Genomic DNA, 24,558 nt, shown 5'->3' with positions numbered 1-24,558 from the left:
ATAGGGCTATTTGCCCAAGAGCCTAAACACAATGAGTCAAACTGCTAAAACCCGCGTCTTAACCGGTATTACGACGACCGGTACACCGCACTTAGGCAACTACGTTGGTGCTATTAAACCGGCGATTGAAGCAAGCCAGGACCCCAATGTTCAGTCGTTCTATTTTTTGGCGGATTACCACGCCCTGATCAAGTGCCAGGACCCTGCGCGCGTGCAAGCGTCACGCCTGGAAATTGCCGCTACCTGGCTGGCGCTTGGGCTGGATACCGACAACGCCATTTTTTACCGCCAGTCTGATTTGATGGAAGTTCAAGAACTCTCGTGGATGCTTTCCTGCGTGTGTGCCAAAGGCCTGATGAACCGCGCCCACGCTTACAAAGCCGCCGTGGCTGAGAACGAAGAAGCAGGCGACCAGGATGCGGACAAAGGCATCACCATGGGGCTTTTTGGCTATCCGGTATTGATGGCTGCCGATATCCTGATGTTCAACGCCAAAAAGGTGCCGGTAGGGCGCGATCAGATTCAGCATATCGAAATGGCACGTGATATGGCCGGGCGGTTCAACCACCTTTATAAAGGGCAGTACTTTACGCTACCCGAAGCGGTGGTGAATGAGAAGGTGGAAGTGTTGAAAGGGCTGGACGGGCGCAAAATGTCCAAAAGCTATAACAATACGATTCCGCTGTTCTCACCCGAGAAAAAGCTTCAAAAGCTGGTGCGTAAAATCAAGACCAACTCGCTTGAGCCCGGCGAGCCGAAAGACCCGGATACCTGCACCCTGTTCCAGATATACGCGGCATTTGCCAATGAGAGCGAAACGTCTGCTCTGCGTGAACAGTACGCCGCCGGTATTGGCTGGGGCGATGCTAAAAACCAGGTGTTTGAGTATATCAATGCGCAACTGAGCGAACCCCGCGAGCGCTACAATGCGCTAATGGATGACCCTGCCCATATTGAAGCGGTGCTGCAAAAAGGTGCTCAGCGCGCTCGGGAGGAGGCCGCGATAACCATGGATAAACTGCGCTCAGCGGTCGGCCTTGGGCGTTTTATTTAAGCTTATTAGCGGCTGAGTAACTAAAAACCCCTTCCAATTGGAAGGGGTTTTTTTAATGCGAGCATCGAAAAGGTTTAGCCTTCGATAGGTGCGCGCCAATCGTCCGAGCCAGAGGTGCCGGCAACGGTGTGCTCCCAGTCAATCTTACGGTACGCCAAGGAGACATCCATCAACTGGGTGAATTCTGACTTGTTAATGTCCTGAGCGTGCGGCATGCGCAGGTTGATATCAACAATAGTGGCATCCGTCAGCGACGTGGTGAAGAAGTGCTCTTGCTTGCCTTCCACAGAGGTGCGGTACCATTTCAGTGCCACATTGGGCAGCATCTCACCAGAGGCGAGAGCGTTATACATCAGTGGCACAGACTTGTTTAAAGCAACTGTGAAAACGAAGGGTTTGTGGGCGCGCTGACCGGAAGGCTGGCCTGACTGCGGGTCAGTTGGCACGGTGACGACATGCTTGAACTCTTGTACCAGCATTTCGTCTTCGTGGCCCTCAACGTAGATGTTGCCTACGGAATCAGGTGTAAAAGCACCGGCAGTGATGTTGCCCTGAGTTTGGCCTTCGATGCTGATATAACATGGTGTTGGCATAGTCTGCTCCTTGACGAAAAAGTGAATAATGTCCAGTGGACACGAATATAGAGGGCAAGTGCTATGCCATTGTTTTTTTTTGTTTATTATTCATAGGGTTATTTGTTTAGTTAGTTATAATTAGGCAATGGTTCGCTTGTTTTCAAGCAACTCCTTGCCTGCCTGGCAATAAATTGCTTGTTTTCGCGCTAGAAATAGGTATGTGCGTAACTTTGTGTATAAAAAGATTCTTTTTGTATCTTTGGGTAAGTAGTGTTGTTCGTGTTTGTTATTGGCTTGGCCTGTTTTACAGCTAAAAACAGCCTTGGCCTCCTCTTATTCTGTTTCCTTTCCATGAAGATTGCGCTTAAAAGTGGGTAATCATGTAAGCCATCACTGATAGTTTTTGTAAGATATTTCTTACAAGCGCCTTTTCTAAAAATATAATATTTAAGTCTTGCTCTAATATGCTGCGTTCTTCGCGGATAATCCGGTTAAATGGACGGTTTTTCACTGCCAGCGTTTTGTCTCCACTTTTTGGGGGAAGGTAGAGAATTTATCCCTGTTTCGCTAACGTTGCCTGATTGAGAATTGTTCACGGTTACATTAAGAAACTTCTTCCAGGGCGGAGTGACATGGCTAAACAAGGAACCGTTGCGCCTAAAGAGCGCATCAACATTAAGTACGTGCCAGCTACCGATGGCCAACAGGCTGAGACTGAGCTTCCGTTAAAATTGCTGGTTGTTGGCGATTTTAAAGGCGGCGAAGAAGAAACCCCTATCGAAGAACGTCAGGCTGTTTCGGTTGATAAAAACAACTTCCAGTCTGTTATGCGTGAAGCCGGACTGACGCTTCAAGCCGCTGTGCCTAATCGCTTGGACGACAGCGAAGAGCCGTCGGATATGGCGGTTGATCTCACCTTCAAATCGCTCGACGATTTCTCGCCAGATGCCATTGCCAAGCAAGTTCCCGAACTGCGCAAGCTGGTCGAGTTGCGCGAAGCCCTGGTAGCCCTTAAGGGGCCGTTGGGCAATGTTCCGGCATTTCGTGACCGTTTGCAGAAGCTTCTTGAGAACGATGATGCTCGCCAGCAACTTTTGAATGAGCTGGAACTGCTGGATACCGATAGCACGAGCGAATAACGGTTTATCGCAAGTAGCGCACCTATCAAACGGTAAAACGAATTCGAGGCACAGCAATGAGCAAAACGGCTAAGCAGCAAGCAGCAGTAACAGAAACAACAGAAGGTTCGCTTCTTGATCAGGTCATGGCCCAAACGCGGATGGCCCCGGCAGATGAAGGCTACGACGTTGCCAAGCAGGGCGTGGCTGCCTTTATAGCGGAGCTTTTGAATAGTAACGATGAAGCACCTACCGTCAATAAATCACTTGTTGATAGCATGATTGTTGAGCTTGATCGCAAAATTAGCCATCAAGTCGACGAAATTCTGCATGAACATGATTTCCAGCAGCTGGAATCTGCCTAGCGTGGTTTGAAGCTTCTCGTGGATCGCACTGATTTTCGTGAAAATATAAAATTAGACGTTCTACATGCAACAAAGCAGGAACTGCTTGAGGACTTTGAATTCGCCCCTGAAATAAGTCAAAGCGGTCTCTATCACCACGTTTATAACGCGGGATATGGTCAATTTGGTGGTGAACCTGTTGCCGGAATCATTGGGCATTACGATTTCACGCCTTCCACCCCGGACATGAAGCTTCTGCAGCACTCCGCAGCCGTAGGTGCAATGGCGCACGCTCCCTTCATGTCGTCGGTAGCGCCTTCCTTCTTCGGTATTGATAGCTTTGAAGAACTGCCTAACATCAAGGATTTCAAGGCTATTTTTGAAGGCCCGAAATACGCGCGCTGGCGCAGCTTGCGTGAGTCCGACGATGCACGCTACCTGGGATTAACGGCGCCACGATTTTTGCTACGTACGCCGTACGACCCTATTGAAAATCCGGTTAAAACTTTCAACTACCGCGAAACGGTTAGTGAAGATCACGAGCATTATCTCTGGGGCAACACCTCTTACCTGTTGGCCGAGCGCTTAACGGACAGCTTCGCTAAATATCGCTGGTGCCCCAATATTATTGGCCCGCAAAGTGGCGGTGCTGTCGAAAACTTGCCGGTGCACACCTATGAGGCTTTTGGCCAGCTACAAGCCAAAATCCCGACCGAAGTATTGATTACTGACCGGCGCGAGTTTGAGATGGCCGAAGAGGGCTTTATCTCACTAACCATGCGCAAAGGCAGTGACAATGCTGCTTTCTTCTCAGCTAACTCAGTGCAAAAGCCGAAGGTGTTTCCTAATACCGCTGAAGGTAAAGCGGCGGAAACAAACTTCAAGCTGGGTACACAGCTTCCCTACATGTTCATCATTAACCGTTTGGCGCATTACATCAAAGTGCTGCAGCGTGAGCAGATTGGTTCTTGGAAAGAGCGTCAGGATCTTGAACGCGAACTTAACGCATGGATTCGCCAATACGTAGCTGATCAGGAAAACCCGCCATCCGATGTGCGCAGCCGCCGTCCGCTGCGTGCCGCCTCGATTCAAGTATCCGATGTTGAAGGCGAGCCAGGCTGGTACCAGGTCTCAATGGCAGTACGCCCGCATTTCAAATATATGGGGGCAAATTTTGAGCTATCACTGGTCGGACGTCTCGACAAGGAATAAAGGGCTGGCGAAGTCATGGCAACTGGCAGTAGTAGCTTGTTAAGTAGTCGGTTGTTTGAACGCCTTGCTGCACCCCATCAACCTGCGACTCTTAAAGAAGAGGAGCGGTTGATGGAGGTGGTCGAGTCGATCAAACGTCACTTGGTTGAATTGCTTAATAGCCATCCAGGCAACAGCCCCTGCGCGCCTGAACTGGGCCTGCTTGATTTCAATGACGCCACCATTGGTGTGCTGGACCTGGAACTCAACATCCAGCAGGCCATTCGCCAATGCATTGAACAATTTGAACCGCGTGTAAAGCGGGTTGATGTCGAGTCGCTGCCCAATTCCGGCGACCCATTGCAGCTGCATTTTCAGGTTCATGCAACGGTAGCATTAGGCAGGGACAGTGCGCTCACTACTATAGATCTACTGTTAAACAACAAGCGTTATCAGTGTCTCAATTGATGGACCCAAGGGGCACTCATGCTCAACCGTTATTATCGCGATGAACTCAATTTCTTAAAACGCCAGGGACGCGAGTTTGCTGAAGCAAACCCGAGCCTGAGCCGGTTTCTGTCTGAACGAAGCACGGACCCGGACGTTGAGCGGTTGCTTGAGGGCTTTGCATTCCTGACCGGGCGCATGCGAGAAAAAGTGGAAGATGAGTTCCCGGAACTTACTCACTCATTGATCAGCATGTTGTGGCCGAACTACTTGCGGCCCGTGCCAAGCATGACCGTTGTGCAGTTCACGCCCATGTGGCACTCCTTGAGCCAGCATCAGCAGGTGAGCCGGGGAACCGAGCTTGCCAGTAACGCTGTTGAAAACACGTCTTGTCAGTTTCGTACCTGTCATGACGTTAGGCTTTATCCGCTGGAGCATGCAGGTGTAGAGGCGCGGCACACGCGTGAAACCTCACTTGTCGAGCTAGCGATGGATGTACAAAGTGACCAGCCCATGAACGAAATGGGGATAACGTCACTGCGTTTGCACTTGGGAGGCGATACTTACACAGCGCGCACGCTTTATTTGTGGATGAGCCATTACCTTTCACGTCTTGAACTCGACATTGATGGGAACCGTCAAACGCTTCCTGCCAGTGCGCTGAAGGCCGTGGGGTTTGAGCGTGAGCAGGCATTGCTACCCTATCCAAGCAATGTGCACCAGGGGTATCGCATACTGCAGGAGTATCTCTGTTTTCCAGAGGCATTCCATTTCTTTGATGTGCTGGGACTGGATCAGGCGCTACCGGCAACGCCTGCGCAACGGGTCACGCTTCGGTTTGTTTTTGCGCGGCCGTTGCCTACGGATGCTCGCCTCCAAAACGAACACCTGGCGCTTTACTGTACGCCTGCCATTAATCTTTTTGAGCATGATGCAGAGCCTATCGACCTGACGGGCGAGCGTAGCGAGTACCGCATTAGGCCCAGTAGTAAGGCGCCCTCGCATTATGAAATATTCAGCGTGGATAATGTGTCAGGCCGCCTGGAAGGCGAACAAAGTAGCTCGCAGACCGTTTCGCGGCGATATGTTCCCTTTGAGAGTTTTCAGCATCAGATTGAACGGGATAGAGGGCGCCAAGCGCTTCACTTTCGTGTGCGTGTTGGCAATAGCCTGCGCAGCGATGGGTTTGATCACGATATTGCGTTTATACGTGAGGATGAGCAGGAGTGCCTGGGGCGCCGGGAAACCGTTTCTCTTGCGCTGACCTGTTCCAATCGGGAACTGCCAGAGCAGCTAACCGTTGGCGATATATGTGTCGGCACGGAAAAAAGCCCCTCGTTTGCCACGTTTTCCAATATTACCCGGCCCACTCCCGTGCTTCGGCCAGCCATTGACGATGGGTTGTTATGGATACTGATTTCAAACCTGTCGCTTAACTATCTTTCGCTGCTCAATCGCGATGCGCTGTGTTCGGTATTGAGAGCGTATGACTTCCGCGCCCTGGTTGATCGTCAGGCCGAGCGCATTGCCCAAAAACGTTTGGCGGGCATTATCAGTATCGACACACAGCCGGTTGATCGTCTTCGTAAAGGCCTACCGGTGCGCGGTTTGCGCTCCGTCATGACGCTTGATCAGGATGCGTTCGGCGATGAAGGCAGTTTGTACCTGTTTGGCAGCGTGCTCGCCCGCTTCTTATCACTTTACGCCAGCATTAATTCGTTTCACGAGTTGCAGGTCATTAATCGCCATAACCAGGAACGCTACGTATGGAGCCTACAGGAAGGGCAACAGCCACAGATGTAGCGTTGGCACCCCTGATTCAAAAGGCGCGCCGCTACGAGTTTTTTCAACTGGTCGAACTGCTGCACCGGCATCACGAAGATGATCAGGAGCAACGCCATAGTGAGGGCGTGCCTTCTTTTCAACGGGTGCGCTACAAGGCCTCATCCTCGCTCGGTTTTCCGGGAAGCGATGTGTTGGCACTGGGCGTTGGTGAGCGTGGCCAGTATGAAATGGAAGTGAGTTTCCTGGGACTGCAGGGGGCGCAATCTCCGTTACCCAGCTACTACCTGGAGGCACTGGCGCATGAGTCTGCGCATCAGGAGGGCGCGGCAGGCGACTTTTTGGATTTTTTCAATCATCGCCTGTTGACCCTGATGCATCAGAACTGGCGGAAGTATCGTCACTACGTGCGCTATCAGGACAATGCGCGGGATGGCTTTTCAGCAGCCGTCTTTGCATTGGTGGGGCTTGCCGACAGTGACCTGCGCGGCGAGACCCCCATCAACTGGAGCAAGATGCTGGCTTATGCGGGGCTTCTGGCAGGTCGCTCACGCTCGCCGGATGTGGTCACTGGTATCGTCAGCCACTGCTTTGACTTGGCCAGTGTGGACATCGAGGAGTGGGTTCACCGTTGGGTGGAGATCCCGCTGAACCAGCGTAGCCGTATGGGAATGACGGGAATGACGCTGGGTGAGGACATGGTCGCAGGCGAGCGTGTGGCCGATGTAAAAGGCAAATTTGCGCTGTGTCTGCGTGGCTTGACCCTGGAGCGTTTCCGAGACTTTCTGCCCGATGGGGAAGAGCATCAACCGCTAAAGACGTTGGTTAGCTTTGTACTGCGAGAGCCGCTCGCCTATGACCTGGAGCTTGAGCTGCTGGAAAGTGAGGTTAAGCCCATGCGCTTGGGTGATGGTGGATCATGTCAGTTGGGCTGGACAACGTTTGTAGACCCTGATGGTGACGATACCTCTACACGTCGCCGTGTACGCATTCAGATGATGAGTTAACGCATGCAAGTCGATCCGTTTGACGCCGTGACCTTAGTGGTTATGAACAGCGAACAGCTGGAAGGCCGTTCGTCCAGTAGCTATGTCTTCCAGGGGGAAGGAGGAACGCTTGGCAGCAGTGATTACGATGACTGGCTGCTACAGGACCACGCCGGAAAAGTGCGCCCTCAGCATGCCGAGATTACCAGGATGGACGGCAAGTTTTGTCTGATTGACTCAAGCGGCCACACGTATATCAATCGCGCCACGCTGCCGGTAGGGCGCAATCGTAAAGTTGCCCTGCGCGATGGTGATGAGCTGACGATTGGCGTCTATCGCCTGAAAGTACACTCAGGCGACCGGCACGCCTGGCAGCCTGGGGTCCATTCGCTCACTACGCTGATTGATGAAGAGCAAGACGACGTCACGGCGCATGAGCATGCCGCTTGGCCGGTGGGAAGTAGGCAGGAGCGGCAACACCCTACTCAGCAGGAAGACCCTATAGAAGCGTTAGGCGGTGTTGTGCCCGGGGCCATGCAGCATGACCCCATGGTCGCGCTTGATAAGGAGGCCGCGCCACCCTCCACGTTGGAGCCATTGGATGCGAATCCCGGCTCGTACCGTAGCCACGCCAACGAGTGGCCACAGAAAGAGCATCGCGATGACGCGGTGCGCCTTCCCGATATCAAACCCTTGAATGGCACGACAAAACAGAGGAGCAGTGGCATGGATGAACGGCAGCTAAACGACTTGGAGCGCTCTGTTGGCGAACAGTTAGAAGATCGCTGGCAGCAGCCAACCACTCAGGCGCTGGGTCATATAGGTGCCGACCCGTTGCTGAGAGGGTTAGGGCTTGATCTGCCTTTTCGAAATAGCGAAGAACAGCAGGCGTTCCTGGAAGAGGCGGGCCATACACTCCGCGCTACTATCGATGGCCTCCGGTTACTGCAACAGAGCCAAAACGATAGCAAGTACCCGCTTCGTGATCGGCGTTTGCAGCCTATTGAAGATAATCCTATCCGGCTTGGCCTGTCGTTTGAAGAGACGGCAGAAACCATGTTCTCTGCACAACGCAGCCCCGTTCACCTGTCAGCCCCTGAAGCGGTTGCTGAAAGCCTGCGTCATCAAGGGCAGCATCAGGCAGCGGTTGAAGAGGCCATCGGTCAAGCGCTGGGTGCCATTTTGGATGCCTTCTCTCCCGAGGCGTTGCTCAAACGTTTTCACGCCTATCGAGGCGCTGGAAATCGCATTGAGAACGAAGATGGCTGGGCCTGGGAGATGTATCAGCACTATTACCGCGAGTTGAACTCTGGCCGTCAGCAGGGCTTTCAAAAGCTTTTCTGGGAAGTGTTTGAGCAAGGCTATGACCAGTCCGTACGCCGCCAGCAACGGGAGGGTGCATGAGCGCCTCAGGCCTGAGCATGACGCTAATTCGCCTTGTCGGGCTGTTCTGCGTGCTTCTTCTGTTGGCCGGTTGTGCGTCGACTCGGGAGGCTGCGGGTAAAACGTGGCAGGTAATGCGCGACCCCTCCATTCCCGTCGGCTACCCCGAAGAGCGCCCCACGACGGTGGATCTCAGCATGGTGGCCGAGCCCAACATGAACCCCAATGTGGAAGGCGATGGCGCGCCGCTACGTTTCCAGGTGCTACAGCTGAAAGATGACTCCATGTTGATGGCTGCTGACTTAAGCCAACTGCAGGAAGACCTGGAGGGAGCGCTGGGTACGAATTACCTGACCCATGACGACTTTACCTTGCTGCCGGGCCAGTGGAAGTTCTATGAACCGTTCGCGGTTGATGAAGAAACACGCTACATCGGGCTAATTGCTTTTTATGCCACGCCTAACGAGGCGGAATGGAAAAAAGTCGTGAAAGTAACCAGCAGTGGAGAGCATTACCACCTGTTGGTTCACCTCCGTGACAATGAAGTTGAGCTAAGGAAGGAGGAGTAATGGCTAGCCGGAATCGAGTGGTATGGAGCGAAGGTCTGTTTATCAAGCCCCAGCATTTCCAACAGCAGCAACGCAGCCTTGAAGGGCTGTTGGACACGCGTCTAAAAGGGGTCAGCCACTACCTTTATGGGTTTTTGTCCCTTGAGTTGAATAACGAATTTCTAAGCTTTGGGCGGGTAGCGATCAGTCGGGCCAGCGGTGTCATGCCTGATGGCGTGGCCTTTCATTTGCCTGTCGATGATGTCGAGCCAACGCCGCTTGAAATTGATGATGCAAGCATCACAAACCAGGTCGTCTATCTTGGCTTGCCGCTGGCAACCGATGGGGTGGGCGAGGTGCGCTGGCCAGGCGATGACCTGCCTGCCCGTTATCGTCACTCATCGCGTAGCGTACGGGATCTTCACTCACAGGATGGCGCCACCGCCGAACTTGAAGTCGCCAGGGTGTCGCCGCGCTTACTGCTGGAGCGTGATGACCGCAGTGGCTATGCCTGTCTAGCCGTGGCGCGCATCGTTGAGCGTCGGCCCGACGGTAGCCTGGTGCTGGATGAACAGTTCCTGCCCACCCTGCTAAACGTGCAAGCGGCGCCAGGGTTACAGCGCTTTGTGGGCGAAATGGCGGGCCTGATGCGCGAACGCGCGCGTAATATCGCCCAGAGGCTTTCTACGCCCCACCAGGCAGGCGTTGCGGATGTGGCTGATTTTATGCTCCTTCAGCTGCTTAATCGTGCTCAGCCTCGCTTCCAGCATCTGGCGCGTTTGGGGCAGCTGCATCCTGAGCGTCTCTACGACACCATGCATGAAATCGCCTGTGAGCTGGTGACCTTTACGGATGAGTCTCGGCTGCCGCCCGAATGCCCGGCCTACGACCATGATCACCCTGAACGGGCCTTCAAGCCGTTAATGAAAATGCTGCGCCAAGCGCTTTCTACCGTGCTTGAACCACGGGCAGTGGCTATCCAGTTGCAGTCACGCCGCTTTGGCCTGCTGGTCGCACCGCTTTCTGATCTCAGCCTGATCGAATCTGCCGAGTTTATCCTGGCCGTGCGCGCTGACATGCCCAACGAGCGCCTGCGCAAGCTGTTTCTTCAGCAAACCAAAGTCGCCAGTGTCGAGCGGATCCGTGACCTTATTAGCCTGCAATTGCCCGGCATACCGCTTGAGCCGCTGCCGGTGGCACCTCGCGAGCTGCCTTATCACGCAGGCTACACCTACTTCCAGTTGGACCGCCAAAGCGAAGCGTGGGGAATGCTTAACGGTGCCAGCGGCTTTGCGTTCCACGTGGCCGGGGAGTTTCCGGGGTTGGAAATGCAGTTCTGGGCGATCAGGAGTTAAACCATGCAACATCTTGTCACTGATGGGCAACGCTCGACGCGTGGGGTTGCCGCGCCGCAAAAAATGCGCCACGAGGACCTCATTAACGAGCGAGGGTTAGAGCACCTCATTCATAGCCATGCAGAGCAGCTGGACGCTGACGAGGACTACTGGTTCCGGCTGCGCGGACATAACCTGAATCCCTTGGTAGATGCTGCCAGCAGCCTGTTAGGCATGGTGGTTAGAGTTCGCCAACTTGATAGCGCGAGTGATATCGAGCGTCTTTACCGCCAAGTGGTGGATGAAATTGCGGCTATTGAGATCGAACTGACCGAGCAGGGTTATGATCGCGCCACGCTGCTTGCCTACCGCTATGTGCTTTGCTCCTTTATCGACGAAGCGGTGATGGGTATGCCTTGGGGGCGGCAAAGCAAGTGGGCCGAACACTCGTTGTTAACCCGGTTTCATAACGAAACATGGGGAGGCGAAAAAGTGTTCTCCATTCTGGCGCGCCTGCAGCAAGAGCCTCAGCGCTATCGCGACATGCTGGCCTTTATCTACCTGTGCCTGTGTCTTGGGTTTGAAGGCCGTTATCGCGTCATGTCCCATGGCCGCGATGAGTATGAACAGATTGTTCGCGCGCTAGGCGACCAGCTCTCCTCTCTGGAACAACCCGCTGAAGACACACTGACTCAGCCGCTTAAAAACGTGGTCCAGGGGCGCTCTCAGCGCACAGGTAGTTTTCCGACCTGGGGAATCTTTGCGCTCTTCGGCATCGCCATGGTGGCTGTTTATCTAGGGTTCTCATGGTCGCTTGATCAGCAGGCCGAACAGATTACGACGCTTCTTAACCAACTTTATCGCTAGGAGATACCATGCTCAGGGTAGAGCTACCGGCGCTTATTGACCGCCTTAATACGATTGCTCGCCAAGGGCTTGAGCAAGCGGCCGTGCTGTGCGCGCAGCAGCAGGCGCCTGAGGTTACCGCCGGGCATTTGCTACAGGCGATGCTTGATCAACCCCTATGCGATGTACGCTGTATCTGTGAAGACCTTGAGGTCGATACCGCTGCCTTGCGTGCCCAATTGGCAGAAGAAACGCGCCCGCCGCACAATCTGGAGGTGGCAACCCCCAGCTTTTCACCGTTGTTGGTTGAACTGCTCCAGGATGCGTGGCTACTGGCATCCACCGAGTACCAGCATCAGACGCTGCGCAGCGGCGCCGTCTTTACTGCTCTTTTGCATAACCCGGAGCGCTATCTTGGCGCGGGTTCAGTGCGTTTGCTTGCCGAGATTAACCGGGAAAACCTGCGCCGCCACCTTAACCGCTTAACGGCTGATTCGGCAGAGGCGCCTCAGGAAGCGAGTGCCAGCACTCAGCGTGTAGGCACGCATGGCTCTGGCGATGATAGTGCGCTTGCGCGCTTTGCGACCTCACTTACGGAGCAGGCACGCAAGGGTGAACTTGACCCTGTACTTGGCCGGGACCCTGAAATTGACCAGATGCTCGATATCCTTGGGCGTCGGCGTAAGAATAACCCTATTGTGATTGGCGATGCGGGGGTCGGCAAAAGTGCGGTGGTAGAAGGGCTGGCTGCACGTATTGTGGCAGGCCAGGTGCCTACCGCGCTGGCAGGTGTAGAGCTATTGACGCTGGACCTCGGCGCTTTACAAGCGGGTGCTGCGGTCAAAGGCGAGTTTGAAAAACGCCTTAAGGCGGTGATTGATGAAGTTAAAAACGCCCCGTGCCCCACGCTACTGTTTATCGACGAAGCGCATACGCTGATTGGTGCCGGTAATCAGGAAGGTGGTGGCGATGCGGCCAATTTATTGAAACCGGCGCTGGCGCGTGGCGAGCTACGCACGATTGCCGCGACGACCTGGCGCGAGTACAAAAAGTACTTTGAGAAAGACCCAGCGCTTTCACGCCGCTTCCAGCCCGTCGCGCTTTCCGAGCCCAGCGTCGATCAGGCCTTGGTCATTCTACGCGGGTTACGAGACGTGTATGAGTGTGCCCACGGCGTACTGGTCGGCGACAGCGGCCTGCGCGCGGCGGCGTCTCTTTCTGCCCGCTATTTGGCCGGTCGTCAATTGCCGGATAAAGCCATTGATGTACTGGATACGGCGTGTACACGGTTAGCGCAAGCACTGGATACGCCGCCGCGCAAATTAAGTCACCTGCAAAGCGAGCACACCGCCGCCCTGCGCGAGCGCGATCACCTGACTCGCGAACAGTTACTGGGCCGTGAACCAGATGCCTCGATGAGCCAAGCGCTTAACGAGCGTTTGATGTCGCTTGAAGCTGAACTCGCCACGCTTGAAGCCGCTTGGCACGAGCAGCGTGAATGCGTTGATGCGATTGTGACCCTGCACCGCCAACTGTTGGATGCCGATGGCGTCTACGACAGCGACCAAAACGACGATCAACATGCTGAACTTGCCGAGCGCGAGCAACAGCTGGCGCGATTGCAGCAGTCTCATGCGCTGGTCAATCCAAGCGTTGAAGAGGCCCAGATCGCTCAAGTCATTGGTGACTGGACGGGCGTACCGGTTGAGCGGATGACCAGCGATGAGCTGACGCGTTTGACCGAACTCCCCGCTCACTTGGGCGAACAGATTCAAGGCCAGAACACGGCGATCGAACGTATTCACCGCCACCTGCTGACGGCGCGTGCCGATTTGCGTCGTCCGGGTCGCCCGTTAGGTGCTTTCCTGCTCGTTGGCCCGAGTGGCGTGGGTAAAACGGAAACCGTGGTACAGATTGCCGACCAGCTGTACGGCGGCCGCCAGTTCCTGACCACTATCAATATGTCTGAGTATCAGGAAAAGCACACGGTTTCACGGTTGATAGGTTCTCCTCCTGGCTATGTAGGGTTTGGCGAGGGCGGGTTACTGACCGAAGCGATACGTCAGCGCCCTTACTCGGTGGTCCTGTTGGACGAAGTTGAGAAAGCTCACCCTGATGTGCTGAATCTCTTCTATCAGGCGTTCGATAAAGGCGAGCTGGCCGATGGCGAAGGGCGACTGATCGATTGTAAAAACGTACTGTTCTTCCTTACCTCTAACCTGGGCTACGAAGCGATTGTGGCCCACGGGCAGAATACCGCAGCGCTGGATGCGGCGCTTTATCCCGTGCTTGCCGAGTTTTTCAAACCGGCTCTGCTGGCGCGCATGGAAGTGGTGCCTTACTTGCCGCTGGATAGCGATACGCTGCGCGACATTGTTAAAGCCAAGCTCAATACCCTGTCAGCCCGTATCCGTGAGCGTCATCGTCAGGCGGATGTGGTGCTGGAAGAGGCCTTGGCTGAGGCGATATGTGCACGTGCCACACGCAGCGAAAACGGCGCTCGTATGTTGGAGTCAGTGATTGATGGTGAGCTGCTGCCGCCGCTTTCCAAGGCACTGCTTGAGCGCATGGCGCGCCGCGAGGCGGTTTCCAGCGTAGTGCTGGGCGTCGACGCGCAAAGCGGCACCTTCACGGCAGAGGTTGCCTAGCCCATGACGGAGCCTGCTGTTCCCACTAGCGCTGGTTCGGCGCTATCGGCTGAGCTTTCGGCCATGCCGTTGGCGTTAACCCTGGTGGAGAGCCTCAGCGCTGCTGCTCTGCGTCAGCGCTCGGCCACGCTCTTGCAGCGCCACCTTGGGCTGGCGCTCGCGGAGTGCCTTTACATTGATGGGAGTGGGCGCTGGTTGGGTCGAGATGTCGGCGAGGACCAGTTCGACTGCGGCGACTTTCATCATCCCTATGCGCATGTTATTCGCAGCGGCAAGCCGCTGCTGCTTAGCGTTGCTGATGCACGCATTCGCTTGGATCATCCCGGCTTCCAGTCCCAAGTGGCATCGCTAGGCGCTTCACTGCATCTTCACATTCGGCCACTGCGTGGAGGGCAAAGCGGGCGTGAATGGTTGGGAGTAATCGTGCTGGCGGGTACGCAAGCACGGTTGAAGGTGCTCGCTGAAGATCCCGGCATGGCAGCGTTTGAAGGGCTTCTGTGTCGGCTATGGACGCGACTTGCCAGAGAGCAGGGCGAGCGTCACCGCTCGCAGATATTGCAGGACTCCTTGACCAAACTGAACGATGGCGCGCGGCGTCAGGCGCTGGCTGATCGGCTAGCTGAGGAGCTGCTTGGACACTCCAGCGCCATGCAGGCACTGCGTCGGCATATCGTACGAGCGGCAGAGACAAACCTTGCGGTACTTTTGCAAGGTGAAACCGGTACCGGCAAGGATCGCGTAGCGCGCGCCATGCACCAGCTTTCGGCGCGCGCTGAAGGCCCCTTTATGGCGATCAATTGTGCCGCCATCCCTGAAACGCTGCTGGAGTCTGAATTGTTTGGGCATGGTAAGGGCGCGTTCTCGGGGGCTGAGCATGCTCGAGAAGGGCTTATCAGTCAGGCCGATGGCGGTACGTTGTTTCTCGATGAGATAGGGGATATGCCGCTGGCGCTGCAAGCCAAGTTGTTACGCGTACTCGAAAGCGGTCGCTACCGCCCGCTGGGAGAAAACGAAGAGCGCTGCGCTGACCTGCGTGTGGTGGCTGCAACGCACCAGCCACTGCGTGAACAGATCAAGGAGCAGCGATTTCGTGCGGATCTTTACTACCGGCTCGGTCAGTTTCCGATCACCCTGCCGCCCCTGAGCGAGCGCCGGGATGATATCGCCCAGCTAGCACAATCCTTTATTACCGATTTCTGCGCCCGAGAGGGGCGCGACGAAATGGGAATTACCCCAGCGGCCCTGCGGCTGCTTTATCGTCGGGAGTATCCGGGCAACGTCCGTGAGCTTAAAAACGTGATTGATTACGCCTGTGCGATGACACCTCACGATGCAGACATTGATACGTACCTGTTGCCCGGCGAGCAAGGTGGCTTTTTAACCGGCAGCGGTTTGGAAGAAACGCCGCCACCTGGCGAAGACGCTACGCTGGCACTGCCCAACGACATTGTTGATCTTCGCCAAGCGATGCGCGATATCGAATCCATCATTATTCGTCAGCGATTGAGTCGCTTTGGTGGTAATCGTGCGCAAACGGCGCAAAGCCTTGGGCTGCCCAAGCGAACTCTGGCTCATAAATGTCAGCTACTGGAACTGGATATTAAATGAACGCGATGCTGCTAAAACGCCAGTGGACCATCGGTGGCTTGCTGATGCTCTGCCTGTTGGCCTGTACGCCTTCAAAGGCAGATGAACAAAGCGCATTGCTTAAGAGCGCTCAAACCTGTGCGGAAGAGACCTCGCGCCTGGAGCGACTGAATTGCTATGACGCGCTTTTTCTGGAGGCAAATCTCAGTGTTGGTGAAAACGAACTGCCCGCGCTCTGGCGAGCCATTGAGCGTCAGGAGTCGGCCCGGCCTGATGACAACGTTGGGCTGATAGTGAATGAATCCGGTGAGAGCGTGCTGATCAGCGTGCCCGCACTGGGAACGACACCACCCAGGCCCATCATGGTGGTGGCCTGCGAAAGGCTGATCACTCGTTTCCAGCTACATCTTCCCACGCCTATCAGCGGTGCCCGAGTGGACCTGCAGATCACAGGAAACGGGCGTGCAGTGCAGCAGCAGTGGCGCATACGCGACGGTGGCCGGGTCGTTAGCGGTGGGCGTGGGCTACCTGCCATCGACACGCTGCGCCAATTGCTTGATGCCAATGAAGTCACGCTGCGCAGCGATATAAAAGAACTGGATGGACTGCGTTTTAACGTGGCGGGGCTGCGCCAGGAAATTGCCCCGCTACGCGAAGCGTGCCGCTGGTAAGGAAGGTTTTATGCGCATTACTGCCGAGTCACAACTAGCCCCCTTACTGGCACCCTTGGCCGCCAATGCTGAGGGGGAGCAGGTGGGCGTTCCCGTTGAAGATAGCAATGACTATCTGACGCTGGATGAGGAAATGATGAAGATAGGTTCGCTCCAGCACGCAACGGTGGAGTGGGACGTCGCCGAGGCGCTGGCCATCCGTATGCTGAGCGAGCGAGGCAAGGACCTAAAAGTACTGGGGCATTTGATGCACTGTATGCAGCACGGTAGTAGCGGCGTGCGCTTTGCACTCTCGCTTCGCTTGCTTGCCCGGAGTATTGCTCAGCCCTGGTGGGAACACGCTTACCCGTTTGCAGGAAAACGCGGCGCTAAGATGCGCCCCAGGCTGTTTCAGCAGTTAATCCAGCGCAGCGTCAAGCTTATATCAACGCTCGATTTTCACAATGCCGATGATGAGTTTGAAGCGTGCCAATCCTCGCTGAAAGAGCTTGAGCATCAGGTGGCCGAGAAGTCGCTGCCGGACGAGGCGATTGCCGAATTAAGCCGCCAGCTAAATGCCAAGCGGCCCACTCAACAGCCTGCGCAAGCCGCTTCTCAAGCGCCTTCTCAAGAGCCATCCGGGCAGGCAGCAGGGCAACCTGCTGGCCGCCAGGAGCAGGCCACTACCACGCCTTCAGCGGCCAAGGCGCCTGAGCTTCGCCTGGAGGCGGGGAACGAGCGTTCTAACCGTCAAGCGCTGCTCAAGATGGCGGAGTTTTTAGGCGAGCAATCGCCAGGAGAACCCTTGGCCTACCGCCTGCGCCGTTATGCGGTTTGGAGCACGATTCAAGCGCTGCCCGCCGCCAAGGAGAACGGCAAAACTGAACTTGCTCCGGTGTCGGCTGATCGTGTCGCTGATTATCGTGAGGCGCTAGCCAAGGGGGGAGACAACGAACTTTGGCAGCGTATCGAAAATAGCCTGGCGCTAAGCCCTTATTGGCTGGAAGGGCATCGCCTCAGCGCGGGGCTTGCCAAGCAGCTTGGCCACACCCGCTGCGCGGAGGCGATCCGAGATGAAACACTGCGGTTTGTAGAGCGCTTGGCGGGTATCGAGGCGCTTGCTTTTAACAGCGGCGCTTTGTTTGTTGATGAAGAAACGAAGCGCTGGCTATACAGCACCGAAAACAGCGGCGGCGCGGTTGGGGGTGGCGAGGCTTGGCATGCCGGGCTTGAAGAGGCGCGCGAAGCCGTGGAAAGCGGCGATATAGGCAAGGCGCTAAAGGTGCTTGATCAGGGCCTAAGCAGTGCCAGAACACCAAGGGAAAGTGCGTACTGGCGACTGGCCAGTGCTGATTTGCTGCATGAGACAGGGCTGGAAAGCCTGGCTCAGCAGCACTATCGCACGTTGCAGCAAACAGTAACTGCGCTTGCGTTAGAGCAGTGGGAACCCGCGTTGGTATCACGCTTGAACGCTGCGGTCCAAGAAACGCACTGATAACGGTCATCATTAAAGGGACGAGGGATAAGGCTAATGTGGTCAACCATAACGTCGAAGCTGAGCCGCTGGGTGCCTGGCTTGTCGCGGGCGCAAACAGCAAAAAATCGAGCCAATGCTCACGGCAATAAAGCCAAAGGGCTGCTGCGGCTATCCACGCTGCTATGGGCGCTACTGTTGGTTGTCCTGGTGGTCGCAATCTGGTGGTTGGGACCACGCTGGGAAGTGGGTGACATGATGCCTCTTGCCCCGCTGACCAACCGCCTGCTGGCAACGCTGGCGGTCGTAACGCTCGTTGCTGTTATATGGGGCGTACGTCTTGCCCGGCGGCTACGCAGCCTGGATGACGAGCGCCAGCAAGAAGAAGCGCGCCTGCAAGACCCGATTATGTCTCAGGTTGAGCGTCAGGAAACCTCTCTTAACCTTGCGCTCAACGAGATTTCCGACAGCCTGGGAGGCAGCAACAGCCGTTATCGCTTGCCGTGGTATTTGGTGATGGGGGTGGAAAATGCCGGCAAAACCAGCCTGATCAACCGCTCCGGCCAGAACTTTGCCCTCACCCATGTCATGAAAGCCTCGGGGCAGAGCAGTAAACAAGGCCAGCTGGGGTTCGATTGGTGGATTGGCGATAAGGCCGTACTGATTGACCCTGATGGCGAGCTGTTAACCCAAGGGGCAATGGAAGGAGGCGAGCCTCAAGAGCTTCAGCGCAGGCTGTGGGACCACTTTGTTGGCTGGCTGGAGCGTAATCGCCCCCAGCGCCCGTTGGATGGTGTCGTGCTGGTGCTGGATCTTGCACGACTAAGCCATGCTCAGGTTGCCGTTCGCAAAGCCTATGCCGCGCTTCTGCGCAGCCGGCTACGCGAACTGATGGAGCGTCACGGCACTCGCCTGCCCGTTTACGTCACGTTCAGCAAGATGGATTTACTGCACGGCTTTGATGATTTCTTTCGTCACTACTCTCGTGCTGCTCGCCGAGCGCCGCTGGGCTTTACGTTTACCCCTGCTTCCATGGACACCCCGGGCAAGTGGGAAGCAGAGTTCGAGGCCGACTACGACGCCATGCTGGCGCGCCTGAACCAACTGATGCCTTCCATGCTTTCCGAGTGCCGCGACCGTGAAGAGCGTGAATCCGTCTTCCGTTTTGTGCGGCAACTGGCAGGGCTGCGCGAGGTGCTGTTTGGCTTTTTGACGGAGGCACTTTCCAGTGACCGCTTTTCAACCGCTGCCATGGTGCGCGGTGCCTACTTTACGTCGGTGTATCAGCAAGGCGTGCCGGAAGACCCGTTCGTGGATGCTGCCGCCCGGCGCTATGGAATGGATGACAGTGTTCAGCCTGCTCATCGGGCCACGCGCAGCGCGCTCTACTTTACCGAAGAGCTGTTCGATAAGGTTATTTATCCGGAGGCAGGGCTTGCCGGTGACAACGCTCGTGTTACTCAACGGCGCAGGCGCATGCGCAAGGCAAGCCTGGCGGCATGCCTGGTGCTAGGTGTTATTCTGGTAGGCGGTTGGACGCACTTTTATCAGAAAAACAGCGTATCGCTCGCGGCGGTTGAACAGCGAGCAGAAACCTTTTTGGCCGCCCAGCCTGAAGCCTTCCAGAGTGATGATCCCACTGGATTTGAACTACTGGACCCACTTGACCGGCTGCGCTATGCCCTGGAAACGTTCGACGGATACCGCACACATACGCCTTATTTAGCGGATATGGGGCTGTACCAGGGGCATGTCATTGGTGCCCAGGTGGAACGTGCCTATCTTGCCATGCTGGAGCGTCAGTTCCTGCCCGCGCTGATGATCGGCATCATGGATGATATGAATCGCGCCGAAGAGGGCAGTAACACGAAGCTTTCTCTATTGCGTGTACTGCGCATGATGTCGGATGCCAGTGGCCGTCAGCCGGAGCGCGTTGAGCGATTTATGGCCAACCGCTGGCAGGGGAACTTTCCCCAGCAGGGCGAGGTTCAGCAGCGACTATTGATGCATTTGGACTACGCGCTGGAACATAGCGACCTTGAAGGCCGTATTGCCGAAGGCAGCCCGAGCGCCGAGCAGGCTATGGCCCCGCTTCAGGGCAGTATTGCCGCCTCTCAGCAGGAGTTGTCACGCCAGCCCATCGACGAACGGGTATACGCTGCCCTTAAGGCCGCCGGTAATCGCCAAGGGGAGCCGTTGGACCTACGCCGCAGCGTGGGCACGCTGTTCAACACCGTGTTTATGTCGCGTAACGATGACCCTGAAAATGTGCGCTTGCCGCATCTGCTCACCCGCGATGGCTTTGAGAACTACTTCCTACAAGAGCTTGACCGGGCGACGGAGCTTGCTCTGATTGATGCCTGGGTGCTGGGTCAGCGCGATAACATTAATTTCAGCGAAGCCGACCGGCAGCAGCTTCAGGTGGCCCTGCGTGAGCATTATGTAGGGGATTACCATGCCAGCTGGCGTGATGCCCTGCGTGATACCCAGCTAGTGCCACTGCCCGATATTCATCAGGCCATTGTGGTGGCAGACGCTCTGGTGGGCAGTCAGCGTCCGCTTGACAGGCTGTTGGCTGCGGTGGAACGCAATACCAGCCTCTACCCCGAGCTCCCCGACGATGACGAGCAGGCCCGTGAGGCGCTCCGCCAATCGCAGCGTTATCAGCTTGCGTTTGCCATCGAGCAGCCGTTCACGCCCATCAATCAGCTAAGCCAAGCGCGTAACAACAATCCCTCTTCGCTTGAGGAGATTAAAACGGCGGTAACCGCGCTGCGTGATTATCTGATGGAGATTGAGGAGTCGAGCAATACAGGGCGTGCCGCCTTCGTTAGCGTGCGTGACCGCCTGTCGCTGCGCGGTAATGACCCCATCTACAACTTGCAGCGCATTGCCGATAGTACGCCAGAGCCGGTGGGCCGCATGCTGCACAACTTGGCCGACCAGAGCTGGCAACTGATGATGGCCAGCGCCACGCGTCACCTTGAAAGCCAGTGGCTGGATGACGTGGTCGCGCCCTATCAGGAGCGCCTGGCAGGCCGCTACCCGCTGGCGCCCAATGCCAGCCAGGAAGTGGCGCTGAGCGATTTCGAGGACTTCTTCGCCCCAGGTGGCACGCTGGACACCTTCTACCAGGACAGCTTGCAGCCTTTTATCGAAGGTGCGCCTGAGTATCTGGTGGATGCCGAAGGTAATTCGCTGCTGCGCGACAGCCTGTACACCGCCATTCAGCAGGCCGAGCAGATCCGTCGCGCCTACTTTAGCCGCGACGGCGCGCTGGATGTGGAGTTTGCGCTTGAGCCCATCAGTCTTTCACCGGACAAGCGGCGCAGCGTGATCAGCGTCGATGGACAACTGATCGAGTATGCCCACAGTGCTAGCCAGCGTGTGTCGATGATTTGGCCAAACGCACTGCGCGGCGGCACCGAAAGCCGCATTACCATGGTGCCGAGCGAGGTGAACCGCTCACCGCGCAGCGTTACTCAGGATGGCGCTTGGGCATGGTTTCGGCTACTGGAACAGGCCGATATTACCAGTGTAAGCGAGCGCGAACTTGAACTCAGGTTCAACGTTGACGGCGGCACCATGCGCTATCGCCTGTTTGCCAACGGCGCGCCTAACCCCTTCACGCGTCCGCTGGCGGCAGGCTTCCAACTGCCGTCTGCCCTTTACGCCGAGCGAGGTGGCAATGCTGACCAAACTTAAGCAGCTGTTTACCTCGGGCGGGGTAACGCCCGCCACACGCCAGCGTCATGGCGCAAAGCGCTCACGCCCATTGGAGGATGCGCGCAACGAGGATATCGACAGCTTTATCGAGGCGGTGTATCACGCCGATGCCAAAGGTCACTCACCGTGGGTGCTGCGCGATAAAAGCGTGCTCGACACGTTGCGTCGAGCGCTTGAATTCACCGTTAATCGCCAGGTGTGGATGCAGCGGGAAAATGGCCAGGTGGTGCACTGGCAGGGCTGCCTGCTAGCACTTCGTCATGGTGAAGGCCCACCGCTGGGTATGGTGCTTGTCTGTCGGCCTGATGACGAAGCCGCCTGGCAGCTCAAGTTTTTCTATATCAGCCGGGAGTGGAAGGGCAGTGGCCACGGTACTCGCCTGCTGATGGCGATACGGCGCAGCTTAAGTGGCGTACCACTGCAAACACGCCTGCCGCTGGCCTGCCATTCGGCCATCGACAGCCTGGAGGCGGCAGGCTTTACCCGTCAGCACGTGGATGCCCTGGAAGTGGCAAGTTACGAAGCCCCCGCTCAGTGGGATGAGTAGCCCGCCAGCACGACAGCAGAGTGGCAGGCAGGACGGAAGATACGGGACCAGAAAAGGAGCAGTGGTAATGGGCCAGAAATTTGTACTCGTAGGTGATATAGGAACCGACCATGATGGTTATCCCCCTACGCCCGTCATTGCGGGTAGTGGCACGGTCATCATGGATGGCAAACCGGTGGCCCGAGTAGGTGACCCGTTAGAGCCTCACGATAAGCCCAATCACCCCCCGCACCCACGGGCGATTGCCCAGGGTTCCGGTACGATTCTTATTGACGGCAAGCCTGCTGCTTTAACAGGCCATGCGGTCGATTGCGGTGGTGTCGTCATTGGTTCAGGTTCAGGAGAGGGCAGTTAAGATGGCAAGCACAGGATTGCAATTTACCCTGACGTTACCCGGCGTTGATGATATCGCGGTGATCGACTTTACCCACCGCGAAGCGCTCTCCCAGCCTTTTGAACTGGTGCTCAACCTGGCCAGTCGCGATGGCCGGCTGGATGCCGCCGAGCTGCTGGACCGCGAAGCCGCCCTGACCGTTTGGCAGGATGGTGAAGCGTTGCGTCACGTGCACGGTATCGTTAGCGAGTTTGGTCGCGGCGACCGCGGCCATCGGCGCACCTTCTACTCCCTGGTGCTGCGCCCAGCGCTCTGGCGGCTTTCGCTGCGTCACAACTCGCGTATTTTCCAGAAAGTCGATCCGCTAACCATCATCAATACCCTGTGCGACGAACGTGGCATTACCGACGTGGCCTTCGCCGTCACCCGAGAGCTGCCCGAGCGCGAATACTGCGTGCAGTACCGCGAGACTGACCTGGCATTTATCGAACGCCTCGCCGCTGAAGAGGGCTTGTTCTACTTCCATGAATTTGAAGAGAACGCTCACCGGCTAGTGTTTGCCGATGATCCTCAAGTGCTGGCAAATTTAGGCGAGCGCACCTACCACAGCCGCGCCGGCGGCACCGCGCCCACGCGCCATGTGCGCAAGCTCAGCCACACCGCCCGCGTGGCGGCGGCCACTGCCACCCTGAAAGACTACAGCTTCAAGAACCCGGCCTACGCCCAACTGCACGAACACCTGGGCCGCGACGTGGAAGCTCACGGCCAGCAGACGGATTACGAACACTTCGATTACCCCGGCCGCTACAAGCAGAACGCCTCGGGCCAGCCGTTTACCCGCATCCGCCTGGAAGAACTGCGCCGCGAAGCGATCACCGCCAGCGCCGAAAGCGACCTGCCCGAACTTGCCCCCGGCGTGCGCTTTAGCCTGACTGACCACGACACGCAAAGCCTTAACCGCGACTGGCAAGTGGTGGAGGCACGCCACGTAGGCGAGCAGCCCCAGGCGCTGGAAGAAGATGGTATGACGCACAGCGATGCCAGCGGCATGACGCGCTATTTCAACCAGGTCACCCTCATGCCCGGCGACGCCCCTTGGCGTGCCACGCCCAATCCCAAACCGCGCGTTGATGGCCCCCAGGTCGCGTTTGTGGTCGGCCCGGAAGGCGAGGAAATTTACTGCGATGAACACGGCCGCGTAAAAGTTCAGTTCCCCTGGGACCGCTACGCCGAGCCCAATGAAACCGCCAGTTGCTGGGTGCGCGTGGCTCAGGGCTGGGCAGGCGGCGGCTACGGCAGCATTGCCATACCGCGCATTGGCCACGAGGTCATCGTTTCCTTTTTGGAAGGCGACCCGGACCAGCCGCTGGTCACCGGGCGTACCTATCACGCGGGTAATCTTTCACCGTACCCCTTACCCGAGCATAAAACCCGTACCAGTATTAAAACCCAGACCCATCAGGGCGAAGGGTTTAACGAACTCTGTTTTGAAGACCAGGCGGGGGAAGAGTTCATCTACATGCATGCTCAGAAGAATCTGGAGCTGCATGTCCTGAACTCCCGCCAGAAGCGCGTCGAGTTCGATGATACCACCACCATTGGCAATAACTCACACCTGGCGGTGGCCAAGGATCGTGTGGAAACCATTGATGGCAATCGTGATGTCACCGTGCACACCAACCACACCGAACAGATCGATGGCGAGCGCGGGTTAAAGGTTGGGGGCAACTATCAAACCCATGCCAATGGCGATATTACCTTCAAGGCCGACGGCGAACTCATTCTCGATGCGACCAAGATCACGCTGGTCGCGGGCGGGTCGGCACTGGTACTCTCCGGCGGCAGTGTGGATGTGACACCGGTACTGAACGTGGGTTCGGCATCACCTAGCGCCGCAGCTCTGCCACCGGTGCCTGCCGTACTGGAAGTAGCCGCGGGCGAAGGCAGCCCCTTCGTGTCTCACTGTCCGCTGGAAGAGGAGTAA

18 protein-coding genes and 1 pseudogene are annotated in these 24,558 nt (G+C 56.6%); 18 read left to right on the top strand and 1 reads right to left on the bottom strand.

Going from position 1 to position 24,558, the window contains the following annotated elements:
* Nucleotides 1-31 precede the first annotated feature (31 nt).
* Entirely contained in the window at nucleotides 32-1,054 is a 1,023-nt protein-coding gene (locus tag ACT3TJ_RS12305) for a tryptophan--tRNA ligase (RefSeq protein WP_444622230.1), read from the top strand.
* Between the two features lie 74 nt (nucleotides 1,055-1,128).
* Here ACT3TJ_RS12305 and ACT3TJ_RS12300 read toward each other — a convergent pair whose 3' ends face one another.
* The gene (locus ACT3TJ_RS12300; protein ID WP_087105289.1) at nucleotides 1,129-1,647 is read right to left on the bottom strand and encodes an Hcp family type VI secretion system effector; all 519 of its coding nucleotides are present in this window, start codon (nucleotides 1,645-1,647) and stop codon (nucleotides 1,129-1,131) included.
* Between the two features lie 614 nt (nucleotides 1,648-2,261).
* Between ACT3TJ_RS12300 and tssB the strand changes: the two genes are divergently transcribed.
* From tssB to ACT3TJ_RS12215, 17 genes and pseudogenes are all read left to right on the top strand, one after another.
* Entirely contained in the window at nucleotides 2,262-2,768 is a 507-nt protein-coding gene (gene tssB / locus ACT3TJ_RS12295; protein WP_193054736.1) for a type VI secretion system contractile sheath small subunit, read from the top strand.
* Nucleotides 2,769-2,824: 56 nt separating this feature from the next.
* Nucleotides 2,825-4,303, top strand: a pseudogene (gene tssC, locus ACT3TJ_RS12290) (type VI secretion system contractile sheath large subunit).
* A 15-nt stretch (nucleotides 4,304-4,318) separates the two neighbouring features.
* Nucleotides 4,319-4,750, top strand: coding sequence for a type VI secretion system baseplate subunit TssE (gene tssE / locus ACT3TJ_RS12285; RefSeq protein WP_193054734.1), 432 nt, complete (start codon nucleotides 4,319-4,321; stop codon nucleotides 4,748-4,750).
* A gap of 18 nt (nucleotides 4,751-4,768) precedes the next feature.
* Nucleotides 4,769-6,532, top strand: a complete 1,764-nt coding sequence (gene tssF, locus ACT3TJ_RS12280; protein WP_192528348.1) for a type VI secretion system baseplate subunit TssF — start codon at nucleotides 4,769-4,771, stop codon at nucleotides 6,530-6,532.
* Nucleotides 6,496-7,518, top strand: a complete 1,023-nt coding sequence (tssG, locus tag ACT3TJ_RS12275; RefSeq protein ID WP_193054733.1) for a type VI secretion system baseplate subunit TssG — start codon at nucleotides 6,496-6,498, stop codon at nucleotides 7,516-7,518. The genes tssF and tssG overlap by 37 nt, the downstream gene beginning before the upstream one ends.
* Nucleotides 7,519-7,521: 3 nt before the next feature.
* A complete protein-coding gene (gene tagH / locus ACT3TJ_RS12270; RefSeq protein ID WP_444622229.1) occupies nucleotides 7,522-8,901 on the top strand; it encodes a type VI secretion system-associated FHA domain protein TagH in 1,380 nt (459 codons plus the stop codon).
* Nucleotides 8,898-9,449 (top strand): type VI secretion system lipoprotein TssJ, encoded by a 552-nt coding sequence (tssJ, locus tag ACT3TJ_RS12265; RefSeq protein WP_192528351.1) that lies wholly within the window; start codon nucleotides 8,898-8,900, stop codon nucleotides 9,447-9,449. The genes tagH and tssJ overlap by 4 nt, the downstream gene beginning before the upstream one ends.
* Nucleotides 9,449-10,783, top strand: coding sequence for a type VI secretion system baseplate subunit TssK (tssK, locus tag ACT3TJ_RS12260; RefSeq protein ID WP_444622228.1), 1,335 nt, complete (start codon nucleotides 9,449-9,451; stop codon nucleotides 10,781-10,783). The genes tssJ and tssK overlap by 1 nt, the downstream gene beginning before the upstream one ends.
* Before the next feature lie 3 nt (nucleotides 10,784-10,786).
* A complete protein-coding gene (gene icmH / locus ACT3TJ_RS12255) occupies nucleotides 10,787-11,629 on the top strand; it encodes a type IVB secretion system protein IcmH/DotU (RefSeq protein ID WP_192528353.1) in 843 nt (280 codons plus the stop codon).
* A gap of 8 nt (nucleotides 11,630-11,637) precedes the next feature.
* Nucleotides 11,638-14,256 (top strand): type VI secretion system ATPase TssH, encoded by a 2,619-nt coding sequence (gene tssH / locus ACT3TJ_RS12250; RefSeq protein WP_444622227.1) that lies wholly within the window; start codon nucleotides 11,638-11,640, stop codon nucleotides 14,254-14,256.
* A 3-nt stretch (nucleotides 14,257-14,259) separates the two neighbouring features.
* Nucleotides 14,260-15,864 carry a sigma-54 interaction domain-containing protein gene (locus ACT3TJ_RS12245; RefSeq protein ID WP_444622226.1) on the top strand — a complete coding sequence of 535 codons (1,605 nt, stop codon included), beginning with the start codon at nucleotides 14,260-14,262 and terminating at the stop codon, nucleotides 15,862-15,864.
* Nucleotides 15,861-16,514, top strand: coding sequence for a type VI secretion system-associated protein VasI (vasI, locus tag ACT3TJ_RS12240; protein ID WP_444622225.1), 654 nt, complete (start codon nucleotides 15,861-15,863; stop codon nucleotides 16,512-16,514). Before ACT3TJ_RS12245 ends, vasI begins: the two co-directional genes overlap by 4 nt.
* A gap of 10 nt (nucleotides 16,515-16,524) precedes the next feature.
* The gene (gene tssA, locus ACT3TJ_RS12235; RefSeq protein ID WP_444622224.1) at nucleotides 16,525-17,988 is read left to right on the top strand and encodes a type VI secretion system protein TssA; all 1,464 of its coding nucleotides are present in this window, start codon (nucleotides 16,525-16,527) and stop codon (nucleotides 17,986-17,988) included.
* A gap of 36 nt (nucleotides 17,989-18,024) precedes the next feature.
* Nucleotides 18,025-21,672, top strand: coding sequence for a type VI secretion system membrane subunit TssM (gene tssM, locus ACT3TJ_RS12230; RefSeq protein WP_444622223.1), 3,648 nt, complete (start codon nucleotides 18,025-18,027; stop codon nucleotides 21,670-21,672).
* Nucleotides 21,656-22,240, top strand: a complete 585-nt coding sequence (locus ACT3TJ_RS12225; RefSeq protein WP_444622222.1) for a GNAT family N-acetyltransferase — start codon at nucleotides 21,656-21,658, stop codon at nucleotides 22,238-22,240. The genes tssM and ACT3TJ_RS12225 overlap by 17 nt, the downstream gene beginning before the upstream one ends.
* Before the next feature lie 67 nt (nucleotides 22,241-22,307).
* On the top strand, nucleotides 22,308-22,595 hold the full coding sequence (locus tag ACT3TJ_RS12220) for a type VI secretion system PAAR protein (RefSeq protein ID WP_192528360.1): 288 nt from the start codon (nucleotides 22,308-22,310) through the stop codon (nucleotides 22,593-22,595).
* 1 nt (nucleotide 22,596) lies between these two features.
* The gene (locus ACT3TJ_RS12215; protein WP_444622221.1) at nucleotides 22,597-24,558 is read left to right on the top strand and encodes a type VI secretion system Vgr family protein; all 1,962 of its coding nucleotides are present in this window, start codon (nucleotides 22,597-22,599) and stop codon (nucleotides 24,556-24,558) included.

It is taken from the genome of Halomonas sp. AOP30-A1-24 (genome assembly GCF_052378165.1).
Lineage (GTDB): Bacteria > Pseudomonadota > Gammaproteobacteria > Pseudomonadales > Halomonadaceae > Vreelandella > Vreelandella citrativorans.
Note: the sequence above shows the minus strand (reverse complement) of the source record. Positions and strands in the feature narration are given on the sequence as shown.

Coding starts and splice junctions, on each gene's coding strand:
- tssH (WP_444622227.1), top strand. CDS start 11,638: ATGCTCAGGGTAGAGCTACCGGCGCTTATTGACCGCCTTAATACGATT.
- vasI (WP_444622225.1), top strand. CDS start 15,861: ATGAACGCGATGCTGCTAAAACGCCAGTGGACCATCGGTGGCTTGCTG.
- ACT3TJ_RS12245 (WP_444622226.1), top strand. CDS start 14,260: ATGACGGAGCCTGCTGTTCCCACTAGCGCTGGTTCGGCGCTATCGGCT.
- tssB (WP_193054736.1), top strand. CDS start 2,262: ATGGCTAAACAAGGAACCGTTGCGCCTAAAGAGCGCATCAACATTAAG.
- tssK (WP_444622228.1), top strand. CDS start 9,449: ATGGCTAGCCGGAATCGAGTGGTATGGAGCGAAGGTCTGTTTATCAAG.
- tssF (WP_192528348.1), top strand. CDS start 4,769: ATGCTCAACCGTTATTATCGCGATGAACTCAATTTCTTAAAACGCCAG.
- icmH (WP_192528353.1), top strand. CDS start 10,787: ATGCAACATCTTGTCACTGATGGGCAACGCTCGACGCGTGGGGTTGCC.
- ACT3TJ_RS12215 (WP_444622221.1), top strand. CDS start 22,597: ATGGCAAGCACAGGATTGCAATTTACCCTGACGTTACCCGGCGTTGAT.
- tssM (WP_444622223.1), top strand. CDS start 18,025: ATGTGGTCAACCATAACGTCGAAGCTGAGCCGCTGGGTGCCTGGCTTG.
- tssG (WP_193054733.1), top strand. CDS start 6,496: ATGGAGCCTACAGGAAGGGCAACAGCCACAGATGTAGCGTTGGCACCC.
- ACT3TJ_RS12305 (WP_444622230.1), top strand. CDS start 32: ATGAGTCAAACTGCTAAAACCCGCGTCTTAACCGGTATTACGACGACC.
- tssE (WP_193054734.1), top strand. CDS start 4,319: ATGGCAACTGGCAGTAGTAGCTTGTTAAGTAGTCGGTTGTTTGAACGC.
- ACT3TJ_RS12300 (WP_087105289.1), bottom strand. CDS start 1,647: ATGCCAACACCATGTTATATCAGCATCGAAGGCCAAACTCAGGGCAAC.
- tagH (WP_444622229.1), top strand. CDS start 7,522: ATGCAAGTCGATCCGTTTGACGCCGTGACCTTAGTGGTTATGAACAGC.
- ACT3TJ_RS12220 (WP_192528360.1), top strand. CDS start 22,308: ATGGGCCAGAAATTTGTACTCGTAGGTGATATAGGAACCGACCATGAT.
- tssA (WP_444622224.1), top strand. CDS start 16,525: ATGCGCATTACTGCCGAGTCACAACTAGCCCCCTTACTGGCACCCTTG.
- ACT3TJ_RS12225 (WP_444622222.1), top strand. CDS start 21,656: ATGCTGACCAAACTTAAGCAGCTGTTTACCTCGGGCGGGGTAACGCCC.
- tssJ (WP_192528351.1), top strand. CDS start 8,898: ATGAGCGCCTCAGGCCTGAGCATGACGCTAATTCGCCTTGTCGGGCTG.